This is a genomic window from Yersinia bercovieri ATCC 43970, assembly GCF_013282745.1.
Classification (GTDB): Bacteria; Pseudomonadota; Gammaproteobacteria; order Enterobacterales; family Enterobacteriaceae; genus Yersinia; species Yersinia bercovieri.
Genome location: NZ_CP054044.1, coordinates 3,634,158 through 3,654,024 on the forward strand (window position 1 = coordinate 3,634,158; position 19,867 = coordinate 3,654,024).

Sequence of the window (19,867 nt, forward strand, 5' to 3'; positions counted from 1 at the left end):
ATACTTTACGCAAAGACTGGGCCGCAATGGACTGGATTTGGGTATCCCGCCATACTAAACCGTATAGCGGTTATGCATTTTTAATAGGAGTTTTTATGAAAAAGCCATTAATCGCCGTTGCTATTATTGCGGTGACTTTGACCGGTTGCGCCAATAACAACACACTCTCTGGTGATGTTTTTACCGCATCACAGGCTAAGCAAGTACAAACCGTCACTTACGGCACATTACTCTCTGTTCGCCCTGTCACCATTCAGGGTGGTGATGATAACAACATTGTCGGCGCTATTGGTGGTGCCGTTCTCGGTGGCTTCCTCGGCAATACTGTAGGTGGTGGTACAGGTCGTAGTCTGGCAACCGCCGCGGGTGCTGTTGCAGGTGGTATGGCTGGACAAGGTGTTCAGGGGGCAATCAACCGTACTGATGGCGTACAACTTGAAGTGCGTAAAGACGATGGTACAACCATTCTGGTGGTGCAGAAGCAAGGCCCTACTCGCTTTAGCGTCGGTCAGCGCGTCATGCTCGCCAGCAGCGGTAGCACGGTGACTGTCAGCCCACGTTAATACCATTGGGTATTAACCTCGCGGACAAAAGTCAGGGTTCATTGCGAACCCTGACTTGCTCTTACAGTGATACTTTTCTTTCTGCTGTGAATAAGAGTCTAAAACTTTATAATTTACTTGCTTTGTAATTGAATAATATTTCGCTCGAGCTTATCAATCAGACCAGATAACAACTCAATCTCATCAGTTGAAATTCCACCGAGAATCTCTTTGCGGGTGGAACATATGACGCCATCAACCTGCTCTATTATCGGTGAAGACTGTTCCGTCAGTTTTATCCTCTTTGCACGACGATCATTTGCACAGATATGCCGTGTGATTAAACCTTTCTCCTCCAGTTGATCTAAGGTTCTAACCAGTGATGGTTGTTCGATACCAATCGCCTTTGCCAATTGAATCTGTGACTGCTCAGGTGGTAAACGATTAATATTATGCAAGGTAACCCAATGTGTTTGGGTCAGTTCCAACGGCTTCAGCCGATGGTCGATAAGTGCGCGCCAAACGCGAACTAATCGTGCTAAATCAGATCCTAATGTCGATTCCAATTGCCCCTCCTTTTATTTAGCGTGCTAGCATAACTCCCAGAGTCCAGTCTATTTTGGGTAATTAACATTAAAAACACAAATGTATATATACCGTCGATGCTAGGGGAATAGCAATAAATACGGGAAATAGTTTAGCAGAAATGATGTTTTTTACTAAAATACCCCTTAAGGATTAACCTTATGTATGTATCTATATTCCCCATTAACGCACCACTTACCGACTTGGTGTTAGGTGCTTCTATCTATTTCCCGCCAATGTTTAAGACAGTCATGCTAGGTTTGGTGTTATAGCTACTGATCCATCATATGCTACGGAATTGGATCTACTCTGGTGACATCTGACATCCAATATTAATGGATCTCTCAATTTTTGTCATTTCGGTCACGGTTTCTTTATGGGTCTTAGCCAGTTGGTAAATTGACATGAATCATCAATCTCTTAAATATTTCTCCTCAGTCATCGTATTCGCCCTCGCACTCTGTGCTGGTTGGTGGATGTGGAATTATTACATGTAATCGCCCTGAGCTCGTGATGGTAAAGTCCGGGCAGAATTAGTCAGTATCACCCCGGACGTTTCCGGCAGGCTGGTTAAAATACTAGTTCATGATAACCAATTGGTAAGCTCTGATAGCCTATTATTTGTCATTGACCCGCAACCCTATCAGTTAGCACTGGATAATACGCAAGCCGCTGTTGTCCGCGCCCAGAGTGAGTTAGCCAAAGCGAATCATGAAGCTGAACGCCGCCGCTACTTACCTAAAAATATCATTTCCGGTGCCGATCTCGAGATTGCCAATTTAACCGCTGATAGTATGAAAGCCGCATATCAGGGCGCAGTGGCAAACCTCGAGCAAGCGAAATGGAATCTCAGCAAAACGCGTATTTATGCCCCTGCCAACGGCTATATCACCAATCTACAAACACGGGTAGGTAACTATGCGACAACTGGCACTCCATTAGTAGCGCTAATAGATACCGATTCATTCTATGTAATGGGCTATTTCGAAGAAACCAAACTGAGACACATTAGAGAAGGTAATGAGGCCAAGATTGTTTTGTATAATGGCAACATTCCTTTACGCGGAGTGGTAGAAAGTATTGGTCGGGCGAGGAGCAGCAAGTGCGCCAGCTTGAAACTCACTGGCGCATAGAGTCTTAAGGCACGTCATAACCGAGGGCCGCACGGCGAATGCGGAACCACTGCTGGCGAGTCATCGTCAGGGAGAGCGCAGCCCACGCGGCTTTAACGCGCTCTATCTTGCCGGAACCGATGATAGGTAATGGAGCCGATGGCAGGCGCAGGATCCAGGCATAAACCACCTGTTCAATACTTTCAGCACCTATTTCATCGGCCACCGCCTGCAACTCATCACGTAGCGCCTGGAACTCTGGGTCACTAAACAAACGCCCGCCCCCCAGACAAGACCAGGCCATCGGCTTAATGCGCAGCTGTTGGCAAGCATCAAGGGTGCCATCCACAATGGCGGGCTGGTGCAGCGGTGAAATTTCGACCTGATTAGTCACCAGCGAGAATGGCAAACGCGATTGCAGCAAACTAAATTGTGCGGGCGTAAAGTTCGACACGCCGAAATGTTTTACCTGGCCGCTTTGGTGTAATTGGGTGAAAGCTTCAGCCACTTCATCAGCATCCATCAGGGGATCTGGGCGGTGGATCAGCAGCAGATCCAGATAATCAGTATGTAAATGCGTCAGTGACTGCTCAGCGCTTTTGATGATGTGTGAGCGATCAGTGATGTAATGCCCCAGCGCATGCTCTGGTTTCGCGGTAGTGGCAATGCCACATTTGCTCACCAGTTCCAGTTGCTGCCGCAAAGCGGGCTTAAGGCGCAATGCCTGCCCGAATGCCTGCTCACATTGATAACCACCGTAAATATCTGCGTGATCTGTCGTAGTAATGCCCAATTCAATATGCTGCTCGATAAAGCCCAACAACTGCGCGGGCGTCATCTCCCACTCCATCAAGCGCCAATAACCGCAAATCATGCGAGAAAATTCAGGCCCAAGGGGTGCCAGTTGAGTACGTGTATCCATTATTAGCTACCTCATTTATTAGTATGCCCTTAGCATACACAACCGACAGCAAGGTTAAATCCTCCCTGAGCAACGAATTAAGGGTCAATTGGGGGTTGAGCGACTCAATAGCCGACTAAATAGCCATAAAGGCTAAAAATGCACGGCTCGTTAGAACAGAGAGGGTTGCTCTTGCAGCGGTTCATCCGGCTGCTTGTTAGCGCGTTGCAAGCGCAGTAGACGTTGGCGACACAGCCGCAGGACATCTCGTTTTTGCGGATCACTCATTTTAATCCAGTTAAAGCGCTCATCACGGCTGCGCATACAGCCACGACAAAAACCGCGGTCATCTGTTTGGCAGATACCACGGCATGGACTGGGAATGTCGAAAAACTCAAGTTGCTGAGCTACGCGGCCTCCTGCTACTAAGATACCTAAAGAACTGAGTGTTTCAGCGATATCTTAATTGAAGCCTGCTTCGCCACTGCTGGCAAGCCTCTATTTTGCCCCGCCGGATAAAACCCGCCAAGCAGTGACGCACACCACAATACCGCTAAGGTTATCTTAAGTTTCAATCGATATCATTCATGCAATTAGTGAACTCTAGGATTCAATTTTCACGATGAATGTTCGATATAAGTTACAGTGTAACAGTCTCGGTTTTATTCTCAGCTGTGCGCTGTTTTTCACTCTCTGCCATAATGCGCTATTTATTAGCAAAGCCTGGTCGCTGATCCGTTTTGACAGCAGTGAAAGCTATTTCTTCGCCGCAACCATTCCGCTGGTGATTTTCTGCGCACTCAATATCATTTTTAGCCTGTTGGCCGTCCCCTTGCTGCGCAAACCACTGATCATTCTATTTTTATTGGGTGGTGCTGCGGCCAACTACTTTATGTTCAGCTATGGTGCCGTGATCGACGCCAATATGATGCAAAACGCCTTTGAGACCAACGCACAGGAAGCCACCGCCCTTTTCACGCCACGTATGGCTCTCTGGCTGCTAGTGCTCGGTATCACTCCTGCCATCATTATCTGCTTCGTGCGGATTCAGGCAACCCGCCCCTGGTGGTACATGCTGGGGCTACGGGTGGCAAATATTCTGCTATCGGCGGTCATTATCATGCTGGTGGCGACGCTGTTTTATAAAGATTACGCCTCGCTGATCCGCAACAATAAAAGCATCGTCAAGATGCTAACGCCATCCAACTTTGTCAGCGGCAGTTTTCAATTTGCCAGGCATAAATATTTCGCCAGCAATATGTCGCTGGTGAGGATTGGTGAAGATGCCCATAAAGGGCCGGTAATCAGTGGGCAACAGAAGAGAACTTTGGTGATTTTGGTGGTAGGAGAAACTGCCCGTGCCGAGAACTTCTCCTTAGGTGGCTATGGTCGCGCAACCAACCCTCGCCTACAAAAACAGGATGTGACCTATTTTAAGAATGCCTCATCCTGCGGCACGGAAACCGCTATTTCCGTGCCGTGCATGTTCTCCAATATGCCGCGTAAAAACTATGATGCCACACTGGCCAGCCATCAGGAGGGCTTGATGGATATTCTTGCCCGCGCTGGGCTGAATGTTTTGTGGCGTGAAAATGATGGTGGCTGTAAAGGAGCCTGTGACCGCACTCCCCATCAGGATGTGACACAACTGCAATTAACCACCGACTGCGAGAATGGTGTCTGCTTAGATAACGCGCTGCTCTATAAGTTGGATAATTATATCAATGGGCTGCAAGGTGACGGGGTCATCGTATTACACCAAATGGGTAGTCATGGCCCCGCTTATTACCGCCGCTCTACCCCCGAGTTCCGCCAATTTGCCCCAACCTGCGATAGCAACCAAATTCAGGATTGCACCTCTCAGGAGCTGGTGAATACTTACGATAATTCGATTCTTTATACTGATGCCATGCTGGATAACACCATTAAATTGCTACAACAGCAGAGTGCCAGATTTAATACCGCACTGGTTTATCTCTCTGATCACGGCGAGTCATTGGGCGAAAATGGCATGTATCTGCACGGAACACCCTATATGTTCGCCCCTGGTCAGCAAACCCACATTCCTTTCTTAATGTGGTTATCACCTGAATATACAAAAAGCTATGGCATCGATCGCCAGTGTTTAGCCAAGAGTGCACAACATGATGAAATTTCGCAGGATAATCTCTTCCATACCCTATTGGGCATGATGAATATTCAAACCAATGAATATCAATCTGGGATGGATCTGCTGGAGAAGTGCCGCACTCAGGGCTAACAGATGAGCCAAAAGCACCGATAAATTTTCGGTAGAAAAACAGATAGTTAATGCCAGTGAAGTTATCCGCTGGCATTTTTTTATTGACCTAGACCGATCGGTCTATTACGCTCTGCGACATGAACAAAATACAGCACACACATGTAGACACCCGTGATCACCTGCTAGCGACAGGTGAAAGTCTCAGTCTGCGCCTTGGCTTTAACGGCATGGGGCTTAGCCTGCTACTTAGCACCGCGGGTATTCCGAAAGGCTCGTTTTATCACTACTTCCGCTCAAAGGAAGTGTTTGGTGAGGCGATGTTACAGCGCTATTTTGATCGTTATGACACGGCAATGGAGAGTCTGCTGACTGGCTCCCAAGGCGATAAACGTCACCATTTGCTGCACTATTTTGCTCAATCTATTGCTAACTATTGCGGCAGTGAGTGCCACAATGCTTGTCTGGCGGTTAAACTATCAGCTGAAGTGAGTGATCTATCCGAACCCATGCGCCACGCGCTGGATATCGGCACTGCCCGCGTGATTGGTCGTTTGCAAGATGCCATCGAAGCCGGTATTGCAGAGGGTTCGCTGCGCACCATGCTCTCCCCGGCCGCCACCGCAGAAACACTCTATGCCTTGTGGCTGGGTGCGGCATTGCGGGCCAAGGTAAAACGTTCCGTTACCCCGCTGACCTGTGCACTAGAAAGTATCGAATTGATTCTACAGCCGAACCAATAATCCAATGATTCTGATCGCAAACTTTGTGCTTCAGGATTTATCCAGCCAATAGTTGACTGGTCTATTAATATAGGACGCACCATGAAGACTGCTAAACTGTTCTCTCCTTTGAAGGTTGGCGCGCTCACTTTGCCAAACCGCGTATTTATGGCACCACTGACTCGCTTACGCAGTATTGAGCCAGGTGATATCCCAACCCCTTTAATGGCGGAATATTATCGTCAACGGGCCAGTGCCGGTTTGATTATCACCGAAGCAACCCAGATCTCTTTCCAGGCAAAAGGCTACGCGGGAGCACCGGGGTTACACACTCAGGAGCAGTTGAACGCGTGGAAAAAAATCACTCAGGCGGTGCATGAGGAGGGGGGACATATTGCCGTGCAGCTGTGGCATGTTGGACGCATTTCGCACAGTAGCTTGCAGCCCGGCCAACAAGCGCCAGTAGCGCCTTCAGCTATTGCCGCTGATACCCGCACCACCGTGCGCGATGAAAACGGTGCCTGGGTGCGCGTTCCCTGCTCCACCCCGCGCGCCTTGGAAACAGAAGAGATCCCGGGCATCATTAATGATTTCCGTCAGGCCACCGCCAATGCGCGCGAAGCGGGTTTTGACTATATCGAACTCCATGCCGCCCATGGTTATTTGCTGCATCAATTTATGTCTCCGGCCTCAAATCAGCGTACCGACCAATACGGTGGTAGCATTGAAAACCGTACCCGTCTGACACTGGAGGTGGTTGACGCCACCGCTGCCCAATGGAGTGCTGAACGTATTGGTATCCGTATCTCCCCATTAGGGCCGTTCAATGGTCTGGATAATGGTGAAGATCAGGAAGAAGCGGCACTGTATCTGATTGATGAATTGAACAAACGGCATATCGCCTACCTGCACATCTCCGAGCCAGATTGGGCCGGTGGTAAACCTTACTCAGAGGCGTTCCGTGATGCGGTTCGTGCGCGCTTCAAAGGGGTTATTATCGGTGCGGGTGCCTATACCGCCGAGAAGGCCGAAGAGTTGATTGAGAAAGGCTTTATTGATGCGGTAGCTTTTGGTCGCAGCTATATCTCTAACCCAGATTTAGTCGCTCGCCTACAACAGCATGCCCCACTGAATGAGCCTGATGGCGAAACATTCTACGGCGGCGGTGCTAAGGGCTACACTGATTACCCAACGCTGTAATGAGTTCTACCTGCTAATCGACTATCTCATCACGGTCAGGCGATATCTGGCCGTGATGATTTGCCCCGTTTCATTTCCTGTAACCCATTGAACTGATTTAATTGCCGGGGCTATACTTGAACCTGGTTTCATCACCCTTGCCCAATAACCAGGCAAAATGTAAACAGAGGATATTATGCGCTTACTCCATACCATGATCCGCGTCGGTGACCTGCAACGCTCCATCGATTTCTACACCAAGGTATTAGGGATGCGTTTACTGCGTACCAGCGAAAATACCGAGTATAAATACTCGCTGGCGTTCGTCGGTTATAGCGATGAAAGTGAAGGCTCAGTGATTGAGCTGACCTATAACTGGGGCGTAGAGAGCTACGAGATGGGGAGTGCATTTGGCCATTTGGCGCTGGGTGTGGATGATGTGGCCGCCACTTGCGACCACATTCGTCAGGCGGGTGGAAAAGTCACCCGTGAAGCCGGCCCGGTCAAAGGCGGTAATACCATCATTGCGTTTGTCGAAGATCCGGACGGCTATAAAATCGAGTTAATCGAGAATAAGAGCGCCGGACACGGCCTCGGAAACTGATTAGCTAACAGGCACCAGCACGGTGCCTTTTTTATCATCGCGATATCCCCCTGCATCCTGCGCCAAAATTTGACATAATGTGTGCTGAATTCGATGAAGATAAGAAACTGATGGCAGATAAAAGTGACCTTAACGCCCTGAGTGGCCGTTTTCGTGGGTATTACCCCGTAGTAATTGATGTTGAAACCGCCGGTTTTAATGCTCAAACCGATGCATTATTAGAAATTGCCGCCGTGACTTTACAGATGAACAAAGAGGGATGGTTGCTACCGGATGAAACACTACATTTTCATGTAGAACCCTTTGAAGGTGCCAATCTGCAACCTGAAGCACTGGCATTTAATGGGATTGACCCTACCAACCCTTTACGTGGTGCAGTGAGTGAACACGATGCCTTACACGCCATTTTTAAAGCGGTGCGTAAAGGGCTAAAAGATCAAGGCTGTAACCGGGCAATCATCGTGGCACACAACGCCAATTTCGATCACAGTTTTGTCATGGCTGCGGCTGAGCGGGCGAGTTTAAAACGCAATCCGTTCCATCCATTCGCCACTTTTGATACCGCCGCTCTTAGCGGGCTGGTGCTGGGGCAAACCGTGTTGGCAAAAGCCTGCCTGACCGCAGGTATTCCGTTTGATAGCAGCCAGGCGCATTCGGCCTTGTACGACACCATGCAAACGGCAAAGCTGTTCTGCGAGCTGGTTAATCGTTGGAAGAAATTGGGCGGCTGGCCAATACCGGCGGGAGAGTCCGAGTAACGCGTTTTTTATCAGAAAACGGCATGTTATAAATATGAAAAGGTGGCCCGTAAGCCACCTTTTTTGATTCACTGACCACCAGCGCACATTACTCTGCGGCGGGTTGATCTTCCTGTGAACGGTACTTATCTGCAGTCTCTTTCAGCAGCTGTTGCAATTCACCACGCTGATACATTTCCATCAGAATGTCGCAACCGCCAACCAATTCGCCATCTACCCACAGCTGCGGGAATGTTGGCCAGTTGGCATATTTTGGCAGCTCAGCACGAATATCCGGATTTTGCAGGATATCAACATAAGCAAAGCGTTCGCCACAGGCCGATAGCGCCTGCACAGCCTGAGCAGAGAAACCGCAGTTTGGCAGCTTTGGCGAGCCCTTCATGTACAGCAGGATTGGGTTTTCTGCTATCTGGCGCTGAATTTTATCAATCGTCGTCATTTCTTGCTTCCTCAAGCCATATCGTGGCTACAATGCTTTTTACTCAATATCATTATTGCGTCCGCTCTATTGTAGCGACTGTCACCGCTGGAATAAAACGCCATCTTTTGCAGGGACTTTATGCCATCAGCAAAGAGTTAGCTGTCAGCTACAAATATGTGCATTGAGAATAACATTTTTGATCCCATCACTTCACTAATATCTTCTTTATCGTGTAGCAGGCGTTTATTTCAATAATACCCTAAGTTATTGAGGCCACAGGTAGTCTGCCAGCAAACGAATCTCGATACGCTAACTCAAGTCAGTGATTCAGATGAGTGAGTGTCGCTAACAACCCTACGGTTTTAGATACGACGGATATAACTCGTTGACGAATGGTTGATTTAAGTTCGCTGAAAGCATAAATAAGCTACAATTGTGAAGCCATTAACGTTTTCTCACAATATCGATTAGAATCCTGTATCTCTTCGCTTTTTTATATCCCGAGTTTCGGCAATACTGTGACTCTTCATATTCATCTCAGGGCTAAGGTTGGTAGCGTTATTATGCGTTTAATTCTTACGCTGTTTGTGCTGCTGTTTACCCAACTATTCTTAAATTTGGCGCATGCGTCGCCGCAGGCACAGGTGTCGGCGGAGCAAAAGAGAGGTCAGGTCAGCCAAGCCAGCCCTGATGATCGTAAAAAGCGAAAAGCTGATAAAAGTACCAAGAAAGCGAAAATTGCCAGCGCTAAAACTGCCACCGGCAAAACCAGCACCAATAAAACCGCCGTCAGCAGCAATAAAAAGAGCATAGCCAGTAACACAACGAAAGCTCTTAAGAAGAAAGTGCAAGAAATAAGTAAACCCACCATAAAACAACCCAGCAGTGTTAAAAAAACGAATACTAAAACAGCGGCCAACAAAAAAGTGGCGGCGGTCAAAAAAACAGAAAAAATTGCTTATGGTCGGCATCGAAATAAGACTCAAGGTAAAGCTGGCACAGAATTAGTTGCAAATAATAAAATCAAGCTCAGCCCTGCCCATAAAAAGCGCTACCAACATGCGAAGCAAACGGCAATGAGCAAACTGATGAAACAAGTCGGTAAACCTTATCGTTGGGGCGGCACCTCGCCGAATACTGGTTTTGATTGCAGTGGGCTTATTTATTACGCCTATAAAGATGTGATCAGAATAAAAATGCCGCGTACTGCTAACGAGATGTATCATTTACGTGATGCCGCGCCAGTCAAACGTGCTGAATTAGAGAGTGGTGATCTGGTGTTCTTTAATATTGCCAATCGCGGCGTTGCCGATCATGTCGGTGTCTATTTAGGTAATGGCAAATTTATTCAGTCCCCGCGTACCGGCGAAGAGATCCGCATTAGTATGCTGAATAACGACTACTGGCAAGATCACTATGTGGGTGCTCGCCGCGTGGTCACACCTAAAACTATCCGCTAATTCTTCAACTCACAGCCAGCACTGCTGTTGGCTGTGAGTACCCCACTCGCCAAACTTCTGTTATCCCCGTGATCTATCTTGGCTAATGCCAATGCCATACTAATACTGTGGTTATAACTGTCATTTCTGTCGAAAATTGTTAAGATTATACCCACAACAAAAATACAACAATTAAGCTTTTAACCGCTCTTCGCCACATCATGGCCTGCGGCTATTGATGGGATTTGAGGAGCAAACACCCTGAGCAACCCGAAAGGAGAGAGCTATGTCTTTTGAATTACCGGCATTACCTTATGCACAAAATGCACTGGAACCCCATATCTCAGCTGAAACGCTGGAGTACCATTACGGCAAACACCATAATACCTATGTGATTAACCTCAATAATCTGATTAAAGATAGTGAGTTTGCTGACAAGACGCTGGAAGAGATAGTAAAAACCTCCAGCGGTGGTCTCTTTAACAATGCGGCCCAAGTCTGGAACCATACTTTCTACTGGCACTGTCTGTCACCAAATGGTGGTGGTGAGCCGACCGGTAAAGTGGCTGATGCCATTAATCAATCATTTGGTTCTTTTGCTGAATTTAAAGCACAATTTACCGATGCCGCAGTGAAAAACTTTGGCGCAGGTTGGACTTGGCTGGTTAAAAAAGCCGATGGCACGCTGGCGATTGTGAGTACATCTAATGCGGCAACCCCGCTGACGACCACGGATAAACCGTTACTGACGGTGGATGTGTGGGAACACGCTTATTATATTGATTACCGCAATGCGCGGCCAAAATATCTGGAAAATTTCTGGGCGCTGGTTAACTGGGCATTCGTTGAGAAGAATTTAGCCTGAGAAGGCAATAAGCGCGAGACGATGTGTTAGCACATCAAGCAATAATTAAGGGCGGGTAAACCGCCCTACTTTACTATTTTACCGGCAAGCGGCTTAATTAATTCATTACCGCCACGAAGCTAAAGGCAATAATCATCGCCAGCGCACCAACAGTCGTAATCAGCGACATTTTCAGATTGGTATCCATAAAAACTCCTCAGCCGGTCAGTTTGTCGTAGGGAAAAGGCACATAGTTAGTGTGTTAAAATATCTTCCCACAATTCAGAAAAAAAATCTTGTGCTCATTACGCACTTTATAACTTTGAATACCTCTTTCACTTTTCCTCCAGATCAGCCAAAATTCGCAGTTCATAACTGCATACCGACCAATAACGTCCAATAAATACTCTCAGACAACCAGCTGATTCCATTTTCCAGCCAATAACATGCTTCTGTCTGAGTGGTTTCGCGTCTGCAGGCAAACGATTAACATAATACTTACCTACTGTAACAGGTGAGCTTAGGAGTCATTTTTTTTATGGCAACGATTAAAGATGTGGCCAAACACGCGGGTGTTTCCACCACCACCGTTTCGCACGTGATTAACAAAACGCGTTTCGTCGCCGAAAATACTAAGGCTGCCGTGTGGGCGGCCATTAAAGAACTGCATTATTCACCCAGTGCTGTGGCCCGTAGTTTGAAAGTTAATCACACCAAATCAATTGGTTTACTGGCAACGTCCAGCGAAGCGCCCTATTTTGCTGAAGTGATCGAAGCGGTTGAAAACAGTTGTTATAGCAAGGGTTACACGCTGATTTTATGTAACTCTCATAATAATCTGGATAAACAGAAAGCCTATCTGGCGATGCTGGCACAAAAGCGTGTTGATGGACTGCTGGTGATGTGTTCAGAATATCCCGAGCAGTTGCTGGGGATGCTGGAAGATTATCGTAATATCCCGATGGTGGTGATGGATTGGGGGACAGCACGTGGCGACTTTACTGACTCGATTATCGATAACGCCTTTGAAGGCGGCTATTTGGCTGGACGTTATCTGATTGAGCGCGGTCATCGAGATATCGGCGCTATTCCCGGCCAGCTATCCCGTAATACTGGCGGTGGTCGCCATCAGGGCTTTTTGAAAGCCCTGGAGGAGGCCAATATCACGCTGCGTGATGAATGGGTGGTTCAGGGCGATTTCGAACCGGAGTCCGGTTATAAAGCCATGCACCAGATTCTGACGCAAAAACATCGCCCGACCGCGGTATTCTGTGGCGGCGATATTATGGCGATGGGTGCAATATGCGCAGCCGATGAGCTGGGCTTGCGGGTGCCGCAAGATATTTCAGTGATCGGGTATGATAATGTGCGCAACGCGCGCTACTTCTCCCCTGCGCTGACCACTATTCATCAGCCAAAAGAGCGATTAGGTGAAACCGCTTTTGCGATGTTGCTCGACCGTATTGTCAGCAAGCGCGAAGATCCCCAGACCATTGAGGTGCACCCGAAACTGGTCGAGCGACGTTCTGTTGCGGATGGCCCGTTCCGCGATTATCGCCGCTAACTCTCTTCTGCCGGTAGCAAACTCGGCTACCGGCACGGTTATTTGCTCTCAGTTGCTGGTGTCGTCATGCTGAGTAGCTGATGGGTTGTCATCTTTCAGCCACTCAGCATTTAGCGTGACACTGTCACCCAAATACGCCAGCAACCATGCCAGTGCCGGTGAGTGGTTGTTCTGCTCCCACGTCAGGCAGCATGGGCTATCCGGTAGCGGTTCAGCCAAGCTTAGCGCTGCCAGCCTCCCTTGCGCAATCAGCGGCGAGACCATATGAGCAGGCACCATGCCAACACATAGCCCCGCGCACAGGCAGTCAATCCCCGTCGCCCAGTCCGGTGCCACCAACCGCTGCTGATTATCTAAGGTCCAGGTGTCCCGTTTCGGCAGGTTGCGCGCGGTATCTTCCAGACAGAGTGCGGGGTAAGGCCGCAACTGATCATCGGTCAGTGGCCCGGTTAACCGCGCTAATGGGTGTTCGACACTCACCACACATTGCCAACTTAAAAAGCCCATGTCGCGAAAAACAAACCGCCCTCCGACTGGCACCGCACGCGTGGCGCCGATGGCCATTTCAGCCTGCCCGTCCACCAGCGCATCCCAGACGCCATTGAACACCTCATAACGTACCCGTAATTCGATATCAGGAAAATGTCGATAGAAATCCAGAACTAAGCGGCGGCTGCGCTGTGGTTTGACGATTTTATCCACCACGATGGTTAACTCCCCTCGCCAGCCATTCGCCACTTGTTGGCATTGACGGCGAGTGCCATTCATTTTTTTGATAACATCGCGAGCTTCTTTGATAAAAACGACACCTGCGGCGGTTAATTCTACGTCACGATGACGCCGTTCAAACAGCGGCACCGCCAGCCACTCTTCAAGCTGGCGCACGGTATAACTTATCGCCGATGGCACACGGTGCAATTCTTGAGCGGCGGCACTGAAGCTACCGGTACGTGCGACCGCGTCAACCACATCCAGCGAGTATTCAGACCACATTATCTTCTGCTCCTGTTGCTCATTTATTCAGACATCAAATATTTTGATAGCATGGCGCAAATATTACCGTTTCACAATCGAATCACTCGCCGGATAGAATGCCCCCGCAATAAAATTGCCTGTAATAATACATTTACAATAACAACATATTGACAACAGCAACGCCTGCAACATTTTCACATTGAGAATAAAGAATGAAAACCACCTCTAGCTTCATGTTCTACCTGGCTGGCTTAAGTATGCTGGGTTATCTGGCCACCGACATGTATTTGCCCGCCTTTGGCGCAATGCAACAAGAGCTGCAAACCTCCGCCGGTGCCATCAGTGCCAGTCTGAGCATCTTCCTCGCCGGTTTCGCTATCGCCCAACTTATCTGGGGGCCGGTATCGGATAAAATAGGTCGTAAACCGGTGCTGTTGGTCGGGTTGGGGTTATTTGCTATCGGCTGTCTGGGGATTTTGTGGGTTGAGACTGCCACCCAGTTATTAATCCTGCGTTTTATTCAAGCGGTGGGGGTCTGTTCTGCCGCCGTGAGCTGGCAAGCCTTAGTGGTGGATCGTTATCGCGACGGTAAAGCCAACCGCGTATTCGCAACTATCATGCCGCTGGTGGCGTTGTCGCCGGCACTGGCACCTTTGCTGGGTGCCTGGCTGTTAAATCACTTCAGTTGGCGCGCCATTTTTGTCGTTCTGCTGGCCGTTACTCTGCTGCTCCTGATCCCAACGGCGCTGTTGAAAGAGCGGAAAAAATCCGCGACTGATAGAGCCGATCAAAGTAGGGCTAGGATCAGTTTCTACCAGTTATTGAAATCGCCACAGTTTAGCGGCAACGTGATGATGTTCGCCGCATGTAGTGCCGGATTTTTCGCTTGGTTAACCGGTTCACCTTTTATTTTGGGCGACATGGGATATGGCCCGAACGTCATCGGTTTAAGTTATGTTCCACAGACATTGGCTTTTCTCTTAGGCGGTTTCGGTTGCCGTAGCGCTCTGACTCGCATCAAAGGAAATACCCTGCTGCCATGGCTGTTGGCGGGGTATAGCGCCAGCATGATCGCGCTCTATCTCATCGCAACCTTTACCACTCCGACACTGGTGAGCTTACTTATTCCTTTCTGCATAATGGCGCTTGTGAATGGTGCCTGCTACCCTATTATCGTAGCGAATGCATTAATGCCTTTTCCGGCGAACACTGGCAAAGCCGCTGCACTGCAAAACACGCTTCAGCTAGGGTTGTGTTTTGTCGCGAGCATGATGGTGTCCGCTTTTATCAGCCAGGCATTGCTGGCAACAGTGACGGTGATGCTGTCGACGGTTGTGTTAGCACTATTGGGATATGGCATTCATTGCTATGCGCTGCGAAAAGATAAAAAGGGAATTAATTTTCAATAGAAATAGTCACTAAGCGGCATAAAAGCCGGGAGCGATTTAGTATTGAGAAAGCGTCCCGGCAAGCCTATACTCGGTTTAACCGATTACAATACCATTAAAAAAAAGCATTATCTTAAGCACTTTCTGTGCGCGTGGATTGCGTCACATTTACTCTTATGGATGAGTTACCCTAAACCAAAACATAATTAGGGTTTCTTCTTAATCTTCCTCTGTCCGTAACGGATATCAGACACCAAGGTCACAACAACCTAATTGGTATGTCTTCGCGCATATAGATAATTATCGCGGGTCATAAGTCAGAAGAAAGTGATGGAGAAGCTATGAGTTCATCCTGTATAGAAGACCAGAGCATTCAAGAAAATCCGTGGTTCCGCATAGTGCAAGAGATGCTGAACCGGGCTGATATTGAGATCAATGGCTCACGCCCCTTCGACATTCAAGTTAATAACCCAGACTTTTTTAAGCGGGTATTACAAGAAGGATCTTTGGGATTAGGTGAGAGTTATATGGACGGTTGGTGGGAGTGCGATCGCTTGGATATCTTTTTCCAGCGAGTTCTCCGTGCTGGCCTGGAAAATCAACTTCCACACCATCTCAAAGATACTTTACGTATTGCCGCCGCCCGTGTGATCAATTTGCAATCAAAGAAACGCGCCTGGATTGTCGGCAAAGAGCATTATGACTTAGGTAATGATCTATTTAGCCTCATGCTCGACCCCAATATGCAATACTCCTGCGGCTACTGGAAAGAGGCCACGACTCTTGAGCAAGCGCAGGAAAATAAGCTGCAGATGATCTGCGAAAAGCTGCAATTAGCCCCGGGCATGAAACTGCTGGATATCGGTTGTGGTTGGGGTGGACTTGCCGCTTATGCCGCCCGCCATTACGGGGTCTCAGTCTCAGGGGTGACCATTTCAGCGGAACAGCAAAAATTGGCGCAAGAGCGCTGCGCAGGTTTGGATGTCACTATCTTGCTGCAAGACTATCGTGATTTAAATGAACAGTTTGATCGTATTGTGTCGGTGGGGATGTTCGAGCATGTGGGGCCAAAGAATTACCGCACCTATTTTGAGGTGGTAAATCGCAATTTAAAACCTGATGGGTTGTTCTTGCTGCACACCATTGGCGCTAATCGCACTGATCTCAGTATTGATCCGTGGATTAATAAATATATCTTCCCAAATGGTTGCCTGCCCTCGGTGAAACATATTGCTCAGGCCAGCGAGCCCTATTTTATCATGGAAGATTGGCATAATTTCGGCGCAGATTATGACCGAACATTAATGGCCTGGTATGCCCGTTTCCAAGCGGCATGGCCAACTCTGGCGCAGAATTACTCCTCGCGATTTGAACGGATGTTTAGCTATTATCTGAATGCGTGTGCTGGGGCATTCCGCGCCAGAGACATTCAATTGTGGCAAGTTCTGTTTAGCCCTAATGGCGTAGAGGGCGGTATTCGGACTCCCCGTTAAGAGTGCCGCAATTTAAACATGACTGGTTTGATAGCAGGGGTGCACAGCCCCTGCTTCACTTTTATCCTACTTACTCACGCACTGTTTTTTCCACGGACTCAGTGGCATGGACAATATCGCGCTGCGCCAGTACTCGCTCAACGGTATCCACCACAGCCTGCGTCTGCGGATCTATTTCGATATTGACCCGATGCCCTAAGCGCTTTTTACCTAGCGTGGTGCGTGCCAGTGTTTCCGGGATCAGATGCACACAAAAACGGTTGCCGACGACTTCACCGATGGTCAGGCTGATACCATCAATACCGATAAAACCTTTATGTAATATATATTTCATCAAATCAGCGCTGGGCATTCGAAACCAGATCTGACGATTATTTTCTGATGTATATATTTTGGTTATTTCAGCGGTACAAATAATATGGCCGGACATAAGATGCCCACCAATTTCGTCACTGAATTTAGCTGCGCGCTCCAAATTAACCACATCCCCCACCTGAATATCACCCAGGTTAGTGATGCGCAGTGTCTCCTTCATCAAATCAAAGCTAACCCGATGGCCTTCAATCGCAGTGACCGTCAGGCAACAACCATTGTGGGCAACAGAAGCGCCTAAGGCTAATTCAGGTAGCATCTCAGTTGGCATCTCCACCACATGAGTACGGAAATTAGATTTTTCTTCGATGGCAACCACCGGCGCGGTGCCTTGAACAATACCGGTAAACATACGCCATGCCTCTCATCAGTCAGCGGTAAAAAGAAGTGATCTCTGCGTTGATTTTGCCTCAGAAGATACGGAAAACCAAACCACTTAGAATAAAAAACTGCATACGCGGTATTTTGCTGATATTTAATGACAAGGATTGCTTAAGCTCGGCGAGAAGGTACAATCTTTTATACTCGTTTTTCTTGATGTTGTAGGCTTGCTAGTGACTCCCTCTCTCTCTTACCCGAATCACTGAGCGGCGTCAGACCATCGGGCTATACTTGCTACCTACCTGCAACCCCAAGTATTTTGGATAGATTGTTTCCGTTATTTTATTTAACGCTTATTTAGCGATAAATAGCCTCAATAAATAAAGAAGGTGCATACGTGCAGAAGTATATAGTAGAGGCGCGTAGCTTATTGGCTCTCGCTATTCCCGTCGTCATCGCGCAACTGTCCCAAACGGCAATGGGCGTGGTTGATACCATTATGGCCGGCTCTGTTAGTGCAACCGATATGGCTGCGGTGGCCGTGGGGACATCTATCTGGCTACCGGCAATCTTATTCGGTCATGGTTTACTGCTAGCGCTAACCCCTACGGTTGCCCAACTTAATGGTTCCGGGCGGCGTAACCAGATTGCCCATCAAGTCAGGCAAGGATTTTGGCTGGCGCTGTGCGTTTCACTGCTCATTATGTTTGTGCTATATAATAGCGACCACGTTATTAAGCAAATGCATAATATTGACCCGATACTGGCGGATAAAGCCGTTGGTTTCTTACATGCCATTATGTGGGGCGCGCCCGGCTATCTGTTCTTCCAAGTGTTGCGTAATCAGTGCGAAGGATTGTCCAAAACTAAACCGGGGATGGTGATAGGTTTTATCGGTTTGCTGGTTAATATTCCGATTAACTATATTTTCATCTACGGTAAATTCGGCGCACCGGCGTTAGGGGGCGTGGGTTGTGGTGTGGCCACCGGAACCGTCTACTGGGTGATGTTCCTGATGATGCGGTGGTATGTTACCCGCGCTCGCTCGCAGCAAGACATCAAACTGGAGAAAGGGTTTGCAGCACCAGACTGGCAAGTGATGAAACGTTTGGGCGGCCTTGGTCTACCCGTTGCGCTGGCGCTGTTTTTCGAAGTGACACTGTTTGCTGTAGTAGCATTACTGGTTTCGCCACTCGGTATCGTCGCGGTTGCCGGGCACCAGATTGCGCTCAACTTCAGCTCACTGATGTTTATGTTACCCATGTCACTGAGTGTGGCGGCCACTATTCGTGTTGGCTTCCGCCTCGGTCAGGGTTCGGTTGATCAAGCAAAGGTCGCGGCTTATACCAGTATTGCTGTCGGTTTGATGCTGGCCTGCATAACTGCGGTGTTTACGGTTATTTTCCGCGAACATATTGCCCTGCTGTATAACAAAACACCTGAAGTCGTGATGATGGCCTCCCATTTGATGCTGCTAGCGGCGCTCTATCAGCTCTCTGATGCCATTCAGGTGATCGGCAGCGGTGTATTACGTGGCTATAAAGATACCCGTTCGATCTTCTTTATTACCTTTACAGCTTATTGGTTGCTGGGGTTACCGAGTGGTTACCTGCTGGGACTGACCGACTATATTGTCCCCGCAATGGGGCCAAGTGGTTTCTGGATAGGCTTCGTTATCGGCTTAACCGCTGCGGCGATCTTAATGGCACTGCGCATCCGTTGGTTACAAAAACAACCGACGGCGTTTATCCTGCAAAAAGCAGCACACTAGGCAAGCCTAGCTAAGTGTTAATCGCTGGAGTCAAACTGGCGATTAATGCTTAGGTAAAGCGAAAAGATGAGGAAAAAAACAGCGCAATGAGTAAAAGCGCAGCAATTACGTGAGTTTGCGGTGAATATTGTGTTTTTCTCCTTGCCAGCCGTCGGGCGGATCGTTAATATTCGTCCCCGCTGTCAGCATTGATGGCAGGTAATAAGATTATGGTATTGCGTCCGTAGCTCAGTTGGTTAGAGCACCACCTTGACATGGTGGGGGTCGATGGTTCGAGTCCATTCGGACGCACCAATCTTATTATTTGTAGGGTAATGTGCGTCCGTAGCTCAGTTGGTTAGAGCACCACCTTGACATGGTGGGGGTCGATGGTTCGAGTCCATTCGGACGCACCACTCTGCTATTTTCGATGTTCCCCATATTCCCATATTCCCATTTTACCACCTGACTTCTCAATCCTCACTGATATTCTGTCGCTCTCAATATTCTGTTTTTCATCAATGAATTTGTTAAAAGTGTTAAAACAAATATCTGTTGCGCAACAAATTAGGCATTACTCTTAGTGTTTGCGCGACTAATCTCCCCTTTTTATAAAAAACGGCAATGAGTTCCTGTTTTCTATTTCATTTCCCGTTAG

Annotated in this window: 19 protein-coding genes, 2 tRNA genes and 2 pseudogenes; 16 read left to right on the forward strand and 7 right to left on the reverse strand. The window is 48.3% G+C overall.

From position 1 onward, the window contains the following. The first annotated feature begins 95 nt into the window (after window positions 1-95). Entirely contained in the window at window positions 96-563 is a 468-nt protein-coding gene (locus HRK25_RS16480) for an outer membrane lipoprotein (protein ID WP_005270387.1), read from the forward strand. Between the two features lie 113 nt (window positions 564-676). Here the strand turns inward: HRK25_RS16480 and rovA are convergent, their stop codons facing one another. Then, window positions 677-1,108, reverse strand: coding sequence for a virulence master transcriptional regulator RovA (rovA, locus tag HRK25_RS16485; RefSeq protein ID WP_005270385.1), 432 nt, complete (start codon window positions 1,106-1,108; stop codon window positions 677-679). Between the two features lie 180 nt (window positions 1,109-1,288). On the opposite strand from rovA, the pseudogene HRK25_RS20245 reads away from it, so the two are divergent. Together HRK25_RS20245 and HRK25_RS16490 are read left to right on the forward strand one after the other, a co-directional pair. Next, window positions 1,289-1,525 (forward strand): annotated as a pseudogene (locus HRK25_RS20245) (DUF1656 domain-containing protein). Window positions 1,526-1,531: 6 nt separating this feature from the next. After that, a pseudogene (locus tag HRK25_RS16490) lies at window positions 1,532-2,218 on the forward strand (HlyD family secretion protein); the annotation flags it as partial. Window positions 2,219-2,264: 46 nt separating this feature from the next. Here HRK25_RS16490 and HRK25_RS16495 read toward each other — a convergent pair. Together HRK25_RS16495 and HRK25_RS16500 are read right to left on the reverse strand one after the other, a co-directional pair. Then, window positions 2,265-3,161 carry an aldo/keto reductase gene (locus HRK25_RS16495; protein ID WP_005270381.1) on the reverse strand — a complete coding sequence of 299 codons (897 nt, stop codon included), beginning with the start codon at window positions 3,159-3,161 and terminating at the stop codon, window positions 2,265-2,267. Window positions 3,162-3,311: 150 nt separating this feature from the next. Beyond that, a complete protein-coding gene (locus tag HRK25_RS16500; protein WP_032896203.1) occupies window positions 3,312-3,572 on the reverse strand; it encodes a DUF1289 domain-containing protein in 261 nt (86 codons plus the stop codon). Window positions 3,573-3,762: 190 nt separating this feature from the next. Between HRK25_RS16500 and eptA the strand changes: the two genes are divergently transcribed. The 5 genes from eptA to rnt all read left to right on the forward strand — a co-directional run bounded on the left by eptA (window position 3,763) and on the right by rnt (window position 8,642). After that, window positions 3,763-5,400 (forward strand): phosphoethanolamine transferase EptA, encoded by a 1,638-nt coding sequence (gene eptA, locus HRK25_RS16505; protein WP_005270364.1) that lies wholly within the window; start codon window positions 3,763-3,765, stop codon window positions 5,398-5,400. Window positions 5,401-5,519: 119 nt separating this feature from the next. Then, window positions 5,520-6,122, forward strand: coding sequence for a TetR/AcrR family transcriptional regulator (locus tag HRK25_RS16510; protein ID WP_005270361.1), 603 nt, complete (start codon window positions 5,520-5,522; stop codon window positions 6,120-6,122). 81 nt (window positions 6,123-6,203) lie between these two features. Next, entirely contained in the window at window positions 6,204-7,301 is a 1,098-nt protein-coding gene (gene nemA, locus HRK25_RS16515) for an alkene reductase (RefSeq protein WP_032896199.1), read from the forward strand. A 175-nt stretch (window positions 7,302-7,476) separates the two neighbouring features. Further along, complete coding sequence (gene gloA, locus HRK25_RS16520; RefSeq protein ID WP_005270353.1) at window positions 7,477-7,884, forward strand: lactoylglutathione lyase; 408 nt, start codon at window positions 7,477-7,479, stop codon at window positions 7,882-7,884. Between the two features lie 110 nt (window positions 7,885-7,994). Beyond that, window positions 7,995-8,642, forward strand: a complete 648-nt coding sequence (gene rnt / locus HRK25_RS16525) for a ribonuclease T (protein WP_072079948.1) — start codon at window positions 7,995-7,997, stop codon at window positions 8,640-8,642. A gap of 88 nt (window positions 8,643-8,730) precedes the next feature. Here rnt and HRK25_RS16530 read toward each other — a convergent pair whose 3' ends face one another. Further along, a complete protein-coding gene (locus HRK25_RS16530; RefSeq protein WP_004874252.1) occupies window positions 8,731-9,081 on the reverse strand; it encodes a Grx4 family monothiol glutaredoxin in 351 nt (116 codons plus the stop codon). Between the two features lie 545 nt (window positions 9,082-9,626). Here HRK25_RS16530 and HRK25_RS16535 point away from each other — a divergent pair. Next, a complete protein-coding gene (locus HRK25_RS16535; protein ID WP_005270345.1) occupies window positions 9,627-10,523 on the forward strand; it encodes a C40 family peptidase in 897 nt (298 codons plus the stop codon). A gap of 265 nt (window positions 10,524-10,788) precedes the next feature. Further along, a complete protein-coding gene (gene sodB / locus HRK25_RS16540; RefSeq protein WP_005270342.1) occupies window positions 10,789-11,367 on the forward strand; it encodes a superoxide dismutase [Fe] in 579 nt (192 codons plus the stop codon). Between the two features lie 97 nt (window positions 11,368-11,464). Here sodB and cydH read toward each other — a convergent pair whose 3' ends face one another. Continuing rightward, window positions 11,465-11,554: a cytochrome bd-I oxidase subunit CydH gene (gene cydH / locus HRK25_RS16545; protein ID WP_016266160.1), complete on the reverse strand. Its 90-nt coding sequence runs from the start codon at window positions 11,552-11,554 to the stop codon at window positions 11,465-11,467. A 330-nt stretch (window positions 11,555-11,884) separates the two neighbouring features. Between cydH and purR the strand changes: the two genes are divergently transcribed. Then, entirely contained in the window at window positions 11,885-12,910 is a 1,026-nt protein-coding gene (gene purR / locus HRK25_RS16550) for an HTH-type transcriptional repressor PurR (protein WP_005270340.1), read from the forward strand. Window positions 12,911-12,958: 48 nt separating this feature from the next. On the opposite strand, the gene punR is transcribed toward purR, so the two are convergent. Continuing rightward, a complete protein-coding gene (gene punR, locus HRK25_RS16555; RefSeq protein WP_005270339.1) occupies window positions 12,959-13,903 on the reverse strand; it encodes a DNA-binding transcriptional activator PunR in 945 nt (314 codons plus the stop codon). A gap of 194 nt (window positions 13,904-14,097) precedes the next feature. Between punR and punC the strand changes: the two genes are divergently transcribed. Beyond that, complete coding sequence (gene punC, locus HRK25_RS16560) at window positions 14,098-15,294, forward strand: purine nucleoside transporter PunC (protein ID WP_005270336.1); 1,197 nt, start codon at window positions 14,098-14,100, stop codon at window positions 15,292-15,294. 320 nt (window positions 15,295-15,614) lie between these two features. After that, window positions 15,615-16,766 carry a cyclopropane fatty acyl phospholipid synthase gene (gene cfa, locus HRK25_RS16565; RefSeq protein ID WP_032896194.1) on the forward strand — a complete coding sequence of 384 codons (1,152 nt, stop codon included), beginning with the start codon at window positions 15,615-15,617 and terminating at the stop codon, window positions 16,764-16,766. Between the two features lie 70 nt (window positions 16,767-16,836). Here cfa and HRK25_RS16570 read toward each other — a convergent pair whose 3' ends face one another. Then, complete coding sequence (locus HRK25_RS16570) at window positions 16,837-17,490, reverse strand: riboflavin synthase (RefSeq protein ID WP_005270331.1); 654 nt, start codon at window positions 17,488-17,490, stop codon at window positions 16,837-16,839. Window positions 17,491-17,856: 366 nt separating this feature from the next. Between HRK25_RS16570 and HRK25_RS16575 the strand changes: the two genes are divergently transcribed. From HRK25_RS16575 to HRK25_RS16585, 3 genes are all read left to right on the forward strand, one after another. Further along, window positions 17,857-19,230, forward strand: a complete 1,374-nt coding sequence (locus HRK25_RS16575; protein ID WP_005270328.1) for an MATE family efflux transporter — start codon at window positions 17,857-17,859, stop codon at window positions 19,228-19,230. A 217-nt stretch (window positions 19,231-19,447) separates the two neighbouring features. Then, window positions 19,448-19,524 (forward strand) — tRNA-Val (locus HRK25_RS16580). Between the two features lie 24 nt (window positions 19,525-19,548). Continuing rightward, window positions 19,549-19,625, forward strand: a tRNA-Val gene (locus tag HRK25_RS16585). The last annotated feature ends 242 nt before the right edge of the window (window positions 19,626-19,867 follow it).